This is a genomic window from Streptomyces sp. NPDC020742 (assembly GCF_040641675.1).
Lineage (GTDB): Bacteria > Actinomycetota > Actinomycetes > Streptomycetales > Streptomycetaceae > Streptomyces.
In genome coordinates, this window is sequence record NZ_JBFAEA010000006.1 from 285,017 (window position 1) to 299,544 (window position 14,528).

Sequence of the window (14,528 nt, forward strand, 5' to 3'; positions counted from 1 at the left end):
AACGGCGCACCCCACGGGGAACGGCGCGCCGGAGCCCCAGTGCTGCCCACGGCGGGCCGTGCACGCCGGCCGCTCACCCACCAAAGATCCAGATTCGCGACCAATGATCCTTTTGCACTGCTGCGGCATGGCTGCGCCCGGTGCCGCTCGCCCGGTAGGCTTTCCGTGTGATCTTCAAGCGCATCGGAAATGGGCGGCCGTACCCCGACCACGGCCGGGAGAGCACCCGCCAGTGGGCGGATGTCGCCCCGCGCCCGGTACGCCTCGACCAGTTGGTGACGACCAAGCAGCAGCTCGACCTCGAGACGCTGCTCGCCGAGGACTCGACGTTCTACGGCGACCTCTTCGCGCACGTCGTGAAGTGGGAGGGCGACCTGTACCTGGAGGACGGGCTGCACCGCGCGGTGCGGGCCGCGCTCCAGCAGCGCCAGGTGCTGCACGCCCGGGTACTGGAACTGGACTGACGCCGGCGGGCGCCCCCACACGACACGCACGGAAACCGCGCGAGCCACAGGAATCGCAGGAGTCGCGCGAGTCGCGGGAACCGCAGCGATCTCGGGAACCCGAGCGGCCCCGAAAATCCATGGAAAAGCCCCACAGCCACGCGGACCCACCCCATCCCACCTGTCTGAATTGACCCTTTTGGGTTGGGTCTCGCGCCACGCGTTGATCATCTAGTAGGCACGGACCGCCGCCCGCACTACGCTGCGGCCATGAGCATGCTGACGCCCCCTGGCATGGGCGGTAAGAAGTACCGCATCACGGGCGACAGGTATCCGCGGATGCGCCGCCCCCGACACCGTCGCCGGATCGTCCTGATCCTCGTCGCCACCGCGTGCACCCTCGGCCTGGCGGGCTGGGGCACCCTGCAGCTCATCGACGTCTTCGGCGGCAGGAGCAACACCGCCCAGGCCGCCCCGGAGAAGAAGCACTGCGAGACCGGCAGCAAGGCTGCGGCACAGGCCGCGCCGGCGGTGCAGAAGCCCCCCGCACCGGCCACGCTCACCGTCAACGTCTTCAACGCCACCCCGCGCTCCGGGCTGGCCAAGCGCACCGCCGACGAGCTCAAGAAGCGCGGCTTCAAGATCGGCAAGGTGGGCAACGCCCCCGCCGCCTACGACAAGAAGGTCAAGGGCGCCGGGATACTGCTCGGCCCGGCGGCGGCCGAGGGCCCGATGAAGGTGCTCGCCACCCAGCTCACCGGCGCCGAGCAGAAGACCGACGGCCGCAAGGGCGCCGCTCTCGACCTGATCATCGGCGACGGCTTCAAGGAGCTGGTGCCCCAGCAGGCCGCCGCCAAGTCCCTGGCCGTACTGGCCCACCCGTCACCGGCGCCCTCCGCGGGCGCGAAGTGCTGACCGCACGCAGTCGGGCCCCGCACCACTCTCTGGTGCGGGGCCCGCTCGCTTTCCGGACCGGCGCCGGGCGGAGTGCTCAGCCGGCGGTGCCGTACATCCGGTCGCCCGCGTCGCCGAGGCCCGGCACGATGTAGCGGTCCTTGTTGAGCCGCTCGTCGACCGCGGCGGTGACGACCGTGACCGGCGTGCCGGCCAGCTCCTTCTCCATGACCGCGACGCCCTCGGGCGCGGCCAGCAGACAGATCGCGGTGACGTCGTCCGCACCGCGCTTGATCAGCTCGCGGATCGCCGCGACCAGCGTGCCGCCGGTGGCCAGCATCGGGTCGACGACGTAGACCTGGCGGCCCGAGAGGTCGTCGGGCATCCGCGTGGCGTAGGTGTGCGCCTCGTAGGTCTCCTCGTTGCGGACCATGCCCATGAAGCCGACCTCGGCGGTGGGCAGCAGCCGGACCATGCCGTCGAGCATGCCCAGACCGGCCCGCAGGATCGGCACGACCAGGGGACGCGGGTGCGAGAGCCGCACGCCGGTCGTCGCCGTCACCGGCGTCTCGATCTCGACCTGCTCGGTGCGCACATCACGGGTGGCCTCATAGGCGAGCAGGGTGACCAGCTCGTCGGCGAGCCGCCGGAAGGTGGGGGAATCGGTGCGCTTGTCGCGCAGTGTGGTGAGTTTGTGCGCCACCAGCGGGTGGTCGACGACGTGGATCCGCATGACATCGACAGTAACCGAGCCGGCGAGCCCCGACGCCCGCCGTGCGGCACCGGCCGCCGCCGAGGGCGCCCCGGCCTTGTCGGCATCAACCCACCGAAACGAGGGAATGTGGGCACGTACGCCCGATCGACCGTGCCGTTGGCGGGCGACGACCCCACCCGAGGTGGTGTGCAGCGTGCCCGACGGTAAGCGGACCGACGACGACATCGACGCCGTCCCCAAAGGCCCGGACCCGGGCGGCGGCGGGGACGCCGGCAGCGACGCGGCACGCCGGCGGCGCAGGGCGCAGTTCCTGCGGGAGCTGCACGAGGCCAAGGAGCTCCGCAACCGCGTCCAGCCGCGCCGGGTACGCGCCGAGCGGATGCGTCAGGCCCTACGAATGCGGACATTCCGCTGGTAGCGGAGCCGGTTCCGCTGGTAGCGGAACTCCATCGCGGAACCCGCTCCCGCTGCGGCACGTGAGCGACATCTCGCACAACCTCCGCACGACGCAGCGCCGAAGACGCCGCGCGGACGCCATGTTTCTGCCACGATTCCGAAAGGGGCGGGACCAACGGCGTGCAGCGCCGCCCCGCCCGGCCCGGCACGCCTATGACCAGTGGGAGAGTCACGGTGTACTTCGCCGCACTGCTCGCGCGCACCGAAGACGGGTGGGAAGCGAGCGATACGGAGCTCGACAATGTGGAGACAGTGACCGATCTGGCCGATCTGGCCCGAGAGACGGCGGTCGACGATGACACGGTGGTGGTCCTCCTGGAGCAGGAGGACGCATGGTTCGGCGTGGTCCGGGTGGACGGCGACGACGACCCCCGCGTTTTCATCTCGAACGCCGCCGCGGCGGCCCGGAGCTCGTACGGTGCGATGCTGACCGACGAGCTGCTCGGCCGCGACGACAGCGTCGAGACCGACCTCGACAGCCTCGACCTGGACGGGACCGAGGACGGCGAACCCGAGGCGGAGGACGGCACCGAACAGGACGGCGAGGCGGACACCCCCGTCCCGGCCGGCCCGGTCGGCGACGCCCAGCTCCTGGACGACCTCGGCATCAGCGAGAAGGAGCTGCTCACCCTCCAGGGCGATGCGCTCTCCGAGATCGCCGACGCCCTCGGCTGCACGGACGTCCTGGAGGCCGTCCGGTAGCCCGGTCACCGACACTGGGTGGCATGAGTGCCCCCCAGTCCGACCCGCTGCCCGGCTCGCCCCCTCCCCCGCCCGACCCGCTGCGTGACCCCTGGGCCGCGCCGATGCGCCAGGCGCTGGACGAGGCCGCCCGCGCCCCCGGGACCGGTGACGTCCCGGTGGGCGCCGTCGTGCTGTCCGCCGACGGCACGGTCCTGGGCACCGGCCACAACGAGCGCGAGGCCACCGGCGACCCCACCGCGCACGCCGAGGTCCTCGCGCTGCGGGCGGCCGCGCGCACGGTGGGCGAGTGGCGGCTGACCGGCTGCACGCTCGTCGTCACCCTGGAACCCTGCACGATGTGCGCGGGGGCGATCGTGCTCTCCCGGGTCGACCGGGTGGTCTACGGCGCCCGGGACGCCAAGGCCGGTGCGGCCGGCTCGCTCTGGGACGTCGTCCGTGACCGACGTCTCAACCACCGCCCCGAGGTCATCACCGGCGTGCTCGAAGCCGAGTGCGCACAGGCCCTCACCGCGTTCTTCCGGGACCGCTGACCGGCGCCCACAACCGCCGCGCAGCGCCCCGCCGGCCCCGCACCCGCGATACCGATTTCGGCACACGGGCCCCCGTGGGCTAAGCTCTCTCTCGGTAGCGTGTCCGAGCGGCCGAAGGAGCGCGCCTCGAAAGCGCGTGAGGGGGCAACTCCTCCGTGGGTTCAAATCCCACCGCTACCGCTCGAACGGAGAGGGCCCCGATTCCCAGGAATCGGGGCCCTTTCCCTTTGCCCGGACCGGCCCGCTCCGACCCAACTCCCCCTGCACGACCGAAGGCCGCCGGTGGCCCGCCGGACGACCGCGCGGGGTGGAAGCCGCCGAAGCGGGCCACCGGCGCGGTCTGACGGCCTGTCGGGCCGAGGGGCGGTGGCTCAGGTGGTGCGCCGGCCGCGCACCGCCCGGCGGACGAAGCGCACGATCAGCCAGATCACCAGCGCAAGGACGAGCAGGAGCACCACGAACAGCACGATCAGGAAGATGCCGAGCTTCTTGAAGAAGCCGCCCTTCTTCTTGTCCTTGGACTTCTTCTTGTCCTTGGACTTCCAGGCGGACTTCTTGCCCTTGAAGACCGAGCTGCCGTGCGCGGTGTGGTGCGTGCCGTACCGGCCGTGGTGGCCGAACGAGGCCGGCTGTGCGGCGGCCGGGCGCATCGCGCTGCCGTCCGTGGCCGCGGTGACCGTGCCCGGGGCGGACGCGGCGCTTGCCGCCCGGCCGGCCGGCTCGGTACCGCGCCCGGCCGCGGTGGCCGGTGCGACGGCCGCGGCCAGCAGGCCGATCAGCAGCGCCAGGACGACGGCGGGGCGGCGCCGGGACGGGGCCGGGCGGCGGTCGGCCGCACCGGCGGCACCGGACGCGGTCCGTGTGGAGTTCTCGGTCATGCGGGTGTCCCCCCTGGGTACGTAAGAATCAGCCGTGCTGGGCCGCGACGGGCACCCCGGCGGAGGTCTCGACCTCCAGCAGGGACGCGCTGTGCCGCTCGGCGTCGAAGGCCGCGCGTCCGCCCCGCAGCCCGAAGAGCCGCTTGGTGACCGCGATGTAGAGCACTGCCAGGATATTGATCACCAGTGTGGCGATCTTCAGCCAGCTGACCTTCTCGGTGAGCTCGTAGATCTCCAGCGGCAAGAAGGCCGCGGTGGCCACCACCGTCAGGTACTCCGCCCAGCGCTTGGCGCGCCACAGGCCGACGCCCTCGACGATCTCCACCAGGGCGTAGACCAGCAGCAGCGCGGCCACCAGCAGCAGGGTGGAGTGCCGGTAGCCGAAGGTCTTCTGGATGGTGCCGACGACCGGTGACTGGTCCAGGTCGTAGTGGAAGTGCCGGGCCACCGGGCGGAGCACGGCGATGTACTCGTCGAAGAACCGGCGGACGGCGTCCTTGCGGTTGCTGAACTGCCATACCCCGACCGCGGCCAGCACGATGAACACCCCGCGCACCGCCCGCTCGACGGCCAGGAAGCGCAGGATGAACAGGTCCCGCAGGACCTTGCCGCGCGGGACCAGCGGGGCGTCGGCGGCCGGCCCGGAGCCATGCGGGGCGCCCAGTGCGAAGTCGCCGCAGCGCAGACAGCGCCAGGCCTCACCGAGGGCGGTGTCCGCCCGCAGCTTCTCCGCGAGGTGCGCCTCTTGCGGGAGGTAGGTGATGTGCCCGCGGCGCGCGCAGGTACGCCGGTCCCAGTCGATCCTCATCGTTGGAGTCCGTGTTCCTCTCATCGTCCCCGGCCGCCGTCCCGCGGGGCGCCCGGCCGTGGCCATTTCTGTCGCGTACATGATGCCCGGCGCGCACCTCGTACGGGGTGAGGGACGCAGGGCGCCGGGCCGCCGGTTGCGTCCCGCCCCAGGTGTCACACCGGCCCCCGCGCGCACGACGGAGCCCCGGCCCCACGCCGGGCACATCGGCGCGGAGCCGGGGCTCCAGGTCGGTCGGGGGAAACGGCATCGGGGGGACAACCGCTCCCCCCGGTGCGGACCGCGCCCCCAGGCCCACGCCGTTGCCGGGGGGAACCCGTGGCGTGGACCCCGCAGAGAGGCCCTGGTCCGGCTCGTGGATTCCTGCCAGATCCACGAGCCATGTCACTCATGGTGCCCCCACCGGCCGTCCCAACAGACGGACAAAGGGCCTCGTTTGGCGGGGCTTTGGTCCATAAAGTCCTGATCAGTGCCGACAGCCGTCCACCGCAGCGACTGCCGCCCCCGAACACGTGTGGTTACACTCGCCCGACTGCAACCAGGGGTGCAGCACGCCGCAGGAAACTGCCACAGGGGAGACAGCACGATGGCGCAGGCGAAGAAGATCGCGATGTACATACTCATCGTCTTCGTGCTGTACACGATCATCACCTCCCCACAGCGGGCCGCCCAGCTGGTCCAGATAGGCTTCGAGGGCATCTCGTCCGCTGCTCAGGGCGTCGGCGAGTTCATGACCCAGCTGATCAGCTAGAGCCGGTCCGCCCCGCCGGCGGTTCTGCTGATCGCCCGCCCGCACGGAGGCCCCTGTGATCCGCCACCTGGTCCTGTTCAAGCTCAATGACGGCGTCTCCCGCGACGAGGAGCGGGTGCAGGCCGGCGTCCGGGCGTTCGCGGCGCTCAAGGACGAGATCCCGGAGCTGACGTTCTGGGAGTGCGCCTGGAACATCACCGAGCGCCCGATCGCCCATGACTTCGCCATCAACTCGGCCGTGGCCGACAAGGATGCCCTCACGCGCTACCTGGACCACCCGGCCCACCAGGCGGCCGCCGCCCAGTGGCGCGAATTCGCCACCTGGGTGATCGCCGACTACGAGTTCTGAGCCGCGGCTCCCCCGAACGCCGTACGCCGAAGCCCCCGCCGCACCACGGTCGGGGGCTTCGCCATACCCCGGCCCGGTACCACCCGCCACCCGCCCCGCGCGCCTCCCCCATGCACCGCTCCCACCACTCAACTCTCTGTTCAACACGGCGTTATGGGGTGCTTGCACACAGTGCACATGTCTTGTGATGCTATGACCGCTTTTGCCGGATACATCCACTACACGTAGATGCACTGCGAGCACTGTGAAGGGTGGCGTGACCGTGACGGCCCGTACTGCGCCCAAGGCTCCATCCCGCGAGAGCCGGAGCGCGGACACGCGGGCGCTCACCCAGGTGCTGTTCGCGGAGCTGGCGGATCTGGAACCCGGCACCCCGGAGCACACCCGCGTCCGGGCCGCACTGATCGAGGCCAACCTGCCGCTGGTGCGCTACGCCGCGGCCCGCTTCCGCAGCCGCAACGAGCCGATGGAGGACGTCATCCAGGTCGGCACGATCGGTCTGATCAATGCGATCGACCGGTTCGATCCGGACCGGGGCGTCCAGTTCCCGACCTTTGCGATGCCCACCGTCGTCGGCGAGATCAAACGCTACTTTCGAGACAATGTCCGGACGGTCCATGTGCCGCGCCGCCTCCACGAGCTGTGGGTGCAGGTCAACGGCGCCACCGAGGACCTGACGGTGCTGCACGGGCGCTCCCCGACCACCGCCGAGATCGCCGAGCGGCTGAAGATCGGCGAGGACGAGGTGCTGGCCTGCCTGGAGGCCGGCCGCTCGTATCACGCCACCTCGCTGGAGGCCGCCCAGGAGGGCGACGGGCTGCCCGGCCTGCTGGACCGCCTCGGCTACGAGGACCCCGAACTCGCCGGCGTCGAGCACCGCGACCTGGTGCGGCACCTCCTGGTCCAGCTCCCCGAGCGCGAGCAGCGGATCCTCCTGCTGCGTTACTACAGCAATCTGACGCAGTCCCAGATCAGTGCCGAACTGGGGGTGTCGCAGATGCACGTCTCACGGCTACTGTCGCGGAGCTTCGCTCGACTGCGATCCGCAAACAGGATCGACGCCTAACCGGCACGGGCTACCGACACCGGCGCGGCCTGCGCAGATATGTCGACAAGGCGCTACAGCGTGTTGCCGACATGTGACATTCTGCAGAAACCGCGTTTGCCGTAGCTCTTGCTCCGGTATTCAGGTGGAGGTATCCCTCCTCGGTCCGCCCTGGGCCGGGGACGCCGCAGCGACCCGTCCGCGACCTCAAGGGGGTGGCATGTCCGTAGAACTGGGCAGCTCAAAGGTGCTTCCCGCGATTCCCGCGCCCGCACCGCACGTGCATGACGACGACTCCATCAACACCCGCACGCTCTCCCGCTCCCTGTTCATGCGGCTCGCCTCGCTCGACAAGGACTGCACGGAGCGCACCTACGTCCGTGACACCCTCATCGAGCTGAACCTCCCTCTGGTGCGCTACGCGGCGGCCCGGTTCCGCAGCCGCAACGAGCCGATGGAGGACATCGTCCAGGTCGGCACGATCGGTCTGATCAAGGCGATCGACCGTTTCGACTGCGAACGCGGGGTGGAATTCCCGACGTTCGCGATGCCCACCGTGGTCGGCGAGATCAAGCGCTTCTTCCGCGACACCTCGTGGTCGGTACGGGTCCCGCGCCGCCTCCAGGAGCTTCGACTCGCCCTCACCAAGGCCAGCGATGAGCTCTCCCAGAAGCTCGACCGCTCGCCCACCGTCGCCGAACTCGCCCTGTGCCTGGGGGTGTCGGAGGAGGACGTGGTCGACGGGCTGGCCGTCGGCAATGCGTACACCGCCTCCTCGCTGGACTCCCCGTCCCCGGAGGACGACGGCGGCGAGGGCTCCCTCGCGGACCGCCTCGGGTACGAGGACACCGCCCTGGAGGGCGTGGAGTACCGCGAGTCGCTCAAGCCGCTGCTGGCCAAACTCCCGCCCCGCGAGCGCCAGATCATCATGCTGCGCTTCTTCGCCAACATGACCCAGTCTCAGATCGGCGAGGAGGTCGGCATCTCCCAGATGCACGTCTCCCGCCTGCTCACCCGCACCCTTGCGCAGCTGCGCGAGGGGCTCATCTCCGACTGAGGAACGGTCCGCCGAGGGGCATCGCCAGACGCTCCGCGCCGCTCGGCGGACAGTTGTAGAGCCGGAGGGTCCGAGGACCGGGGAGTCCGAGGGCCAGAGAACCCCAGGCGGTGGAGTTCGAGGCCGTGGGTCCGAGGCCTTGGAGTCCGCTCGTGGAGTCCGCTCGTGGAGTCCGCTCGTGGAGTCCGCTCGTGGAGTCCGCTCGTGGAGTCCGCTCGTGGAGTCCGAGGATCGAAGGGTCCCGGAAGTGCTCCGGCCACCTTCCCCACCTTCCCCACCACCCTTGCCGCCGCCGTCCGTTCCGCCGCCGTCCGTTCCGCCATCGACCGGGCCGCCACCGCACCGGGCCCATCCGAGCCGCCCGCGCCCGGATCTCGTCGGCCACCGGCGCCTCCACCGGCGCGCCCCTATACACCTGATGCTCCGTCAGCAACACTGTGCCGATGCGACGGACGACAACGACTCTTGCCGCCGCCTCGGCGGCTGCGCTGTGTCTGGGTGTCCTGCTCACCGGCTGTGGGAGCACGGCCGGCAGGGGCTATGTCGCGGTGGGCGCGGCAGGCCCCGCCGACGGCCGCGCACCGACCGGGCCGGTACCGCCCCGGGACGGCATCGAGTTGACCCCCTTGGACGGCGGCCGCGACCAGAACCGCGGCACCCACGGGAACGACCGGGGCGACGGCACGCCGGCCCCGGACCGCACCGGCTCCGCCACGGGTTCCGCGCCGGCCCCCGCCCGGCCCTCCGGACACGACGCCCCGGAGACTCCCGGTAGCTCGGCCACCCCGTCCAATCCCGGGCCCGCGCCCGGCAGTTCCGCCCCCTCGCACGGCTCCCCCAGCAGCCCGGGCGGCTCCGGTGGTGGCAGCTCCGGCGGTGGCGGCTCCGACGGTCCGGGCAGACCGGGAGGCTCGCCCGCCCCCAAGCCCCCCTCCCCCACCATCCCGCCCGGTGAGGGCGCCCCCGCCGGGCTCGTCGTGGGCAGGCCCAGGCTCGCCGACACCGACGTCCGCTGGTGCGAAAAGGTCAGCGTCGTCTTCCTCAACACCGGCAAGCGCCCGGTGACCGCCGGCACGGTCGCCTTCGGCACCCACATCATCGGCGGCCTGGGCGTCGACTGGGCCACGATCACCTCCACCCACCCCCTCCCGCTGCCGCTCGCCCCCGGCGAGGAGAAGACCGGCACCTGGCGGGTGTGCGTGGACGCCTGGCGGGTGCCGCTGGGCATGCACATCGACACCAGGGACACCTCCTTCCGCTGGAAGTGACCGCGTCCTTCCCCGGGAAGTGACCGCGTCCTTGCGCCGGGCAGTGACGGCGGCGGTCCGGACCGGACGGTACGCCGGGCCGGGCCGGGCATCCGTACCGCCGAAGGCGGCATTGCGGCGGTCCGTCCGGATGCCCGTCCCGACACCGATGAGTTTCCTCCGGCGCGAACGTCAATACAGGTAGCGGTCCGCCCCCGCCGGGGCGGGCCACCCCTCACGACGACGCCAGGAGAGTGCCATGCCCCGCATCACGCCCAGCCTCTGGTTCGACACCCAGGGCAAGGAGGCCGCCGAGTTCTACTGCTCGGTCTTCCCCAACTCGCGGATCACCGATGTCACCTACTACAACGAGGCGGGCCCGCGCCCGGCCGGCACCGTGCTGACCGTCGAGTTCGAGCTGGACGGGCAGCCGTACCTCGCGATCAACGGCGGTCCCCAGTTCACCTTCGACGAGGCGATCTCCCTCATGATCAACTGCGCCGACCAGGACGAGATCGACCACTACTGGTCCAAGCTCACCGAGGGCGGCGAGGAGGGCCCCTGCGGCTGGCTGAAGGACAAGTACGGGCTGTCCTGGCAGGTCGCCCCGGAGGGCATGGCCGAGCTGCTCAACGACCCGGACCAGGAGCGCGCCGCCCGTGCCATGAAGGCCATGTTCGGCATGAAGAAGATCGACATCGCCGCCCTGGAGGCCGCGGCGGACGCGGCGTAACAGCCCAGGAGCACGTACGGCGGAGGCGGCCCCGCCTGATGGGCGCACGGCGGGGGCGGACGTAGCGGGGCGTCGCGGCCGGCGGAATGCAGCAGGGGTCCGGCGCGGGTGCGCCGGACCCCTGCGGGTGAAGTGGGTGGGGGAGGTTGGCCGTTGGCGTCAGGACAGGGCCAGCCAGGCGGCGCCCGCGACGACCAGGATGGCGACGATCACGCCGACGATGACGCCCACGCGGGGCCCGGCGGGCTGCTGGGGAGCCGGGGCGCGGCGGCTGCCGGCCTGGGGGGTGCCGCCCTCGGACACGAAGGCCTGGAACATCTGCGTGCTGCCCGCCGGGTCGTAGTTCCCGTCGGCCTGGTTCTGCGGGTTGGTCGCCATGGGCAAGGACCCTAGCGAACGGTGCCCACCAGGGCACCCCTGGGGCACGTACGAAACGACGGCCGCGGGCCGGGGTGCGGCGTGAGATGCGCCACTGCGGGGCGTTATTCCACCGGCTGTCCGACATGCGCCCCGACCTGCGACTTTACAAATGATTGAACGTTCACCCAGTCGTCCGGAGGGCGGGCTTGGGCGGTCCTTTACCTGCATCTGACACCCAATCGTTTGCCTTCAGCAACCAACCTTGTTTATGGTTGCCCCAAGCAACAAAAGAGGGTCGGGATACCCACCCGGGAGATTCCCGATCGGGGCGCGCGGATGATGCATGGAGGAGCGGTGGCCACTCACGGTCAGTACGAGGAGCTGGCCAGGCAACTCAGCGCCATCGGTGCCGTGAAGCGGGAGCTGGGCCGGCTCCTGCCCCAGGACTGCCCGCCTGCTTCGGCCGGTGTGCTCACGCTGCTCGACCGGCACGGTGAGATGCGGATGAGTCAGCTCGCCGAGCTGCTCGCCATCGACATGTCGGTGACCAGCCGGCACGTCGCACACGTCTGCGAGCGCGGCTGGATCGAGCGGAAGCCCGACCCGGCCGACAAGCGGTCGCGGCTGCTGCGCCTGACGCCCAGCGGGCGGGAGCTCCTGGCGGAGCTCTCCGAGCGCTACGCCGCGGCACTCGCCCGCTACCTGAGCGACTGGTCCGACGACGACGTCAGGCTCCTCAACGAACTACTCGGCCGGCTCCGTTCGAGCTTCGGCGACTGCCGGACCCGGCCGTCGCACCACGATGCGGGCCACCGGGCACCGCATCACCACTCCACCACCCGTACACCCGCAGGATGAAAAGGAACCACATGGCTACGACCACACCAGCCGGTGTGCGGGGCGGCCACGCCAGGCACGGAGGCGGCGGACACGCCGCCTCCCACGGGGCGCCCATGACGCACCGTCAGATCATGGAGGCGCTGTCCGGGCTGCTGCTCGGCATGTTCGTCGCCATTCTGTCGTCGACGATCGTGTCCAACGCGCTGCCGGAGATCATTCACGATCTGGACGGCGGACAGAGCGCCTACACCTGGGTGGTCACCGCCTCGCTGCTGGCGATGACCGCGACCACCCCGCTGTGGGGCAAGCTCTCCGACCTCTTCAGCAAGAAGCTGCTGGTGCAGTTCGCGCTGGTCATCTATGTCGCGGGATCGGTCGTCGCCGGTCTGTCGCAGAACACCGGGATGCTGATCGCCTGCCGTGTGGTGCAGGGCATAGGCGTGGGCGGTCTGTCCGCCCTGGCCCAGATCGTGATGGCCGCGATGATCTCGCCGCGGGAGCGCGGCCGTTACAGCGGTTACCTCGGCGCCACCTTCGCCGTCGCCACCGTCGGCGGCCCGCTGCTGGGCGGCGTCATCACCGACACCGACTGGCTCGGCTGGCGCTGGTGCTTCTACGTGGGTGTGCCGTTCGCGGTGATCGCCCTGATCGTGCTGCAGAAGACCCTGAAGCTGCCGGTCGTCAAGCGCGAGGGCGTCAAGGTCGACTGGGCGGGCGCCTTCTTCATCAGCGCGGCGGTCTCGCTGCTGCTGGTGTGGGTGACGCTGGCCGGTGACAAGTACGACTGGATGTCGTGGCAGACCGCCGCGATGGTCGGCGGCGCGGTGGTGCTCGGCGCGCTCTTCATCCTGGTCGAGACCAAGGCTGCGGAGCCGATCATCCCGTTGCGGCTGTTCCGCAACAAGACGATCACCCTCGCCTCGCTGGCCTCGCTGTTCGTCGGCGTCGCGATGTTCACCGGCACCGTCTTCTTCAGCCAGTACTTCCAGCTGGCACGCGGCAAGTCGCCGACGATGTCCGGCGTGATGACGATCCCGATGATCGGCGGGCTTTTCATCTCCTCCACCATCTCGGGCCAGATCATCACCAAGACCGGCCGCTGGAAGGCCTGGCTGGTCTCCGGTGGCGTGCTGGTGACCGCTGGCCTGGGCCTGCTGGGCACCATCCGCTACGACACCGAGTACTGGCACATCGCGATCTTCATGGCCCTGATGGGTCTCGGCATCGGCATGATGATGCAGAACCTGGTGCTCGCCACGCAGAACCAGGTCGCCCCCGAGGACCTCGGCTCCGCCTCGTCCGTCGTGACCTTCTTCCGCTCCCTCGGCGGTGCGGTGGGCGTCTCCGCCCTCGGTGCGGTGCTCGCCAACCGGGTCACCGACTACGTCAAGGATGGGCTGGCCGAGCTCGGCCCCAAGGCCGCCAAGGCCGCCGCACACGCCGCCGGCAACAGCGGCGGCATCCCGGACCTGGACGCCCTCCCGGCGCCGCTGCGCACCGTCATGGAGAGCGCCTACGGCCACGGTGTGGCGGATGTGTTCCTCTTCGCGGCGCCCTGCGCGCTGCTCGCCTTCCTCTTCACCCTGTTCATCAAGGAGGTCGCGTTGAAGTCACATGGCGGCATGGCCCAGAGCAGCGAGGAGGCCGCGGCGGCCCCCTCGGCGGCACCGGCGGACACCACCGTCCCGGTGACGGCCGAGGCGACGGCCCCGGCGGCTGCCGCAGCGGCGGCCGTCCCGACGCAGGCCGAAGAGCGGGAGCTCGCCCTGGTGGGCGCCCCGGTCGGCGGCGACTCGTACGACGACGGTGCGCACACGCCCTCCTGGGCGCAGCCGGCCGCCGCCACGGCCACCCGGCCGCTGACCGCGTACGCCTCGGCCGGCGGTGACGGCGCGGCCCCCACCGGCCCGTCCGTCCACGGCTTCGTGCGCAATGCGGAGGGCAGCCCGGTGCCGCGCTCCGCGGTCACCCTGATCTCCCTCGGCGGGCGTCAGCTGGGCCGCGCGGTGGCCCAGGCCAACGGCTCCTACGCGCTGAGCGCCCCCGGCGCCGGCTCGTACGTGCTGATCGCCGCCGCCGACGGCCACCAGCCGCAGGCCTCCACGGTCGTCATCGGCGAGCAGCCCTTCGGCTACGACATCCTGCTCAGCGGCGTCAGCGGCCTCGGCGGTCAGGTCCGCAGCGCGGTCACCGGCGAGCCGGTGGACGGGGCGATGGTCGTCGTCACCGACGTCCGCGGGGAGGTGCTGGCCACCGGGACGACCGGTGCCGAGGGCCAGTTCGCCTTCGACGAGCTGACGCCGGGCACCTACACCGTCGCCGTCAACGCCGCCAGCTACCGTCCGGCGGCCCAGCCGGTGGAGATCGGTGGCCAGGGCACGACCCGTATCGAGGTCGAGCTGCGCTCCGGCGCGCGGGTGCAGGGCGTGGTGCGGGCGGACAGCCAGGACGGGCTCCGCCGGCCGCTGCCGGACGCCCGGGTGACGCTGGTGGACGCCGCGGGCAATGTCGTGGCCACCTCGACGACCGGGGAGGACGGGGCGTACGCCTTCACCGACCTGGACGCCGGCGACTACACGGTCATCGCGAGCGGCTACCCGCCGGTCGCCACCGGCCTCGCGGTCGAGGCCCACGGGGTGGACGGCTACGACATCGAGCTGGCCCACCCCGGGGACTGACCCGGACCGAGCCCGGGAACGGTCCCCCAGGGACCCGTC

17 protein-coding genes and 1 tRNA gene are annotated in these 14,528 nt (G+C 71.2%); 14 read left to right on the top strand and 4 right to left on the bottom strand.

Going from position 1 to position 14,528, the window contains the following annotated elements:
* Positions 1–167: 167 nt before the first annotated feature.
* The gene (locus AB0G84_RS14470; protein WP_006604254.1) at positions 168–464 is read left to right on the top strand and encodes a type II toxin-antitoxin system VapB family antitoxin; all 297 of its coding nucleotides are present in this window, start codon (positions 168–170) and stop codon (positions 462–464) included.
* Between the two features lie 249 nt (positions 465–713).
* Positions 714–1,358: a LytR C-terminal domain-containing protein gene (locus tag AB0G84_RS14475; protein WP_361319742.1), complete on the top strand. Its 645-nt coding sequence runs from the start codon at positions 714–716 to the stop codon at positions 1,356–1,358.
* Positions 1,359–1,434: 76 nt separating this feature from the next.
* Here AB0G84_RS14475 and upp read toward each other — a convergent pair whose 3' ends face one another.
* The gene (gene upp, locus AB0G84_RS14480; RefSeq protein ID WP_361319744.1) at positions 1,435–2,070 is read right to left on the bottom strand and encodes a uracil phosphoribosyltransferase; all 636 of its coding nucleotides are present in this window, start codon (positions 2,068–2,070) and stop codon (positions 1,435–1,437) included.
* 205 nt (positions 2,071–2,275) lie between these two features.
* On the opposite strand from upp, the gene AB0G84_RS14485 reads away from it, so the two are divergent.
* From AB0G84_RS14485 to AB0G84_RS14500, 4 genes are all read left to right on the top strand, one after another.
* Positions 2,276–2,470 (top strand): hypothetical protein, encoded by a 195-nt coding sequence (locus AB0G84_RS14485; protein ID WP_361319962.1) that lies wholly within the window; start codon positions 2,276–2,278, stop codon positions 2,468–2,470.
* A gap of 212 nt (positions 2,471–2,682) precedes the next feature.
* Complete coding sequence (locus tag AB0G84_RS14490; RefSeq protein WP_361319965.1) at positions 2,683–3,210, top strand: hypothetical protein; 528 nt, start codon at positions 2,683–2,685, stop codon at positions 3,208–3,210.
* A gap of 23 nt (positions 3,211–3,233) precedes the next feature.
* Positions 3,234–3,743: a tRNA adenosine(34) deaminase TadA gene (gene tadA / locus AB0G84_RS14495; RefSeq protein WP_361319747.1), complete on the top strand. Its 510-nt coding sequence runs from the start codon at positions 3,234–3,236 to the stop codon at positions 3,741–3,743.
* Between the two features lie 93 nt (positions 3,744–3,836).
* Positions 3,837–3,923 (top strand) — tRNA-Ser (locus AB0G84_RS14500).
* A 191-nt stretch (positions 3,924–4,114) separates the two neighbouring features.
* Here the strand turns inward: AB0G84_RS14500 and AB0G84_RS14505 are convergent.
* Positions 4,115–4,621: a hypothetical protein gene (locus AB0G84_RS14505; protein ID WP_361319750.1), complete on the bottom strand. Its 507-nt coding sequence runs from the start codon at positions 4,619–4,621 to the stop codon at positions 4,115–4,117.
* 28 nt (positions 4,622–4,649) lie between these two features.
* The gene (locus AB0G84_RS14510; protein WP_361319753.1) at positions 4,650–5,429 is read right to left on the bottom strand and encodes a DUF2127 domain-containing protein; all 780 of its coding nucleotides are present in this window, start codon (positions 5,427–5,429) and stop codon (positions 4,650–4,652) included.
* A 586-nt stretch (positions 5,430–6,015) separates the two neighbouring features.
* Here AB0G84_RS14510 and AB0G84_RS14515 point away from each other — a divergent pair.
* The 6 genes from AB0G84_RS14515 (at position 6,016) to AB0G84_RS14540 (ending at position 10,611) form a co-directional block, all read left to right on the top strand.
* The gene (locus AB0G84_RS14515; protein WP_361319756.1) at positions 6,016–6,180 is read left to right on the top strand and encodes a hypothetical protein; all 165 of its coding nucleotides are present in this window, start codon (positions 6,016–6,018) and stop codon (positions 6,178–6,180) included.
* 55 nt (positions 6,181–6,235) lie between these two features.
* Positions 6,236–6,529, top strand: a complete 294-nt coding sequence (locus AB0G84_RS14520) for a Dabb family protein (protein WP_361319759.1) — start codon at positions 6,236–6,238, stop codon at positions 6,527–6,529.
* Positions 6,530–6,785: 256 nt separating this feature from the next.
* Positions 6,786–7,595, top strand: coding sequence for an RNA polymerase sigma factor SigF (locus AB0G84_RS14525; RefSeq protein ID WP_361319762.1), 810 nt, complete (start codon positions 6,786–6,788; stop codon positions 7,593–7,595).
* Positions 7,596–7,794: 199 nt separating this feature from the next.
* A complete protein-coding gene (locus tag AB0G84_RS14530) occupies positions 7,795–8,631 on the top strand; it encodes an RNA polymerase sigma factor SigF (protein ID WP_361319765.1) in 837 nt (278 codons plus the stop codon).
* Positions 8,632–9,074: 443 nt separating this feature from the next.
* On the top strand, positions 9,075–9,899 hold the full coding sequence (locus tag AB0G84_RS14535; RefSeq protein ID WP_361319768.1) for a hypothetical protein: 825 nt from the start codon (positions 9,075–9,077) through the stop codon (positions 9,897–9,899).
* Between the two features lie 238 nt (positions 9,900–10,137).
* Positions 10,138–10,611 (top strand): VOC family protein, encoded by a 474-nt coding sequence (locus AB0G84_RS14540; protein ID WP_361319771.1) that lies wholly within the window; start codon positions 10,138–10,140, stop codon positions 10,609–10,611.
* Positions 10,612–10,770: 159 nt separating this feature from the next.
* On the opposite strand, the gene AB0G84_RS14545 is transcribed toward AB0G84_RS14540, so the two are convergent.
* The gene (locus AB0G84_RS14545) at positions 10,771–10,989 is read right to left on the bottom strand and encodes a hypothetical protein (protein WP_361319774.1); all 219 of its coding nucleotides are present in this window, start codon (positions 10,987–10,989) and stop codon (positions 10,771–10,773) included.
* Positions 10,990–11,325: 336 nt separating this feature from the next.
* On the opposite strand from AB0G84_RS14545, the gene AB0G84_RS14550 reads away from it, so the two are divergent.
* Positions 11,326–11,829 carry a MarR family transcriptional regulator gene (locus AB0G84_RS14550; RefSeq protein WP_361319777.1) on the top strand — a complete coding sequence of 168 codons (504 nt, stop codon included), beginning with the start codon at positions 11,326–11,328 and terminating at the stop codon, positions 11,827–11,829.
* An 11-nt stretch (positions 11,830–11,840) separates the two neighbouring features.
* Positions 11,841–14,489 carry an MFS transporter gene (locus AB0G84_RS14555; protein ID WP_361319780.1) on the top strand — a complete coding sequence of 883 codons (2,649 nt, stop codon included), beginning with the start codon at positions 11,841–11,843 and terminating at the stop codon, positions 14,487–14,489.
* Positions 14,490–14,528 lie beyond the last annotated feature (39 nt).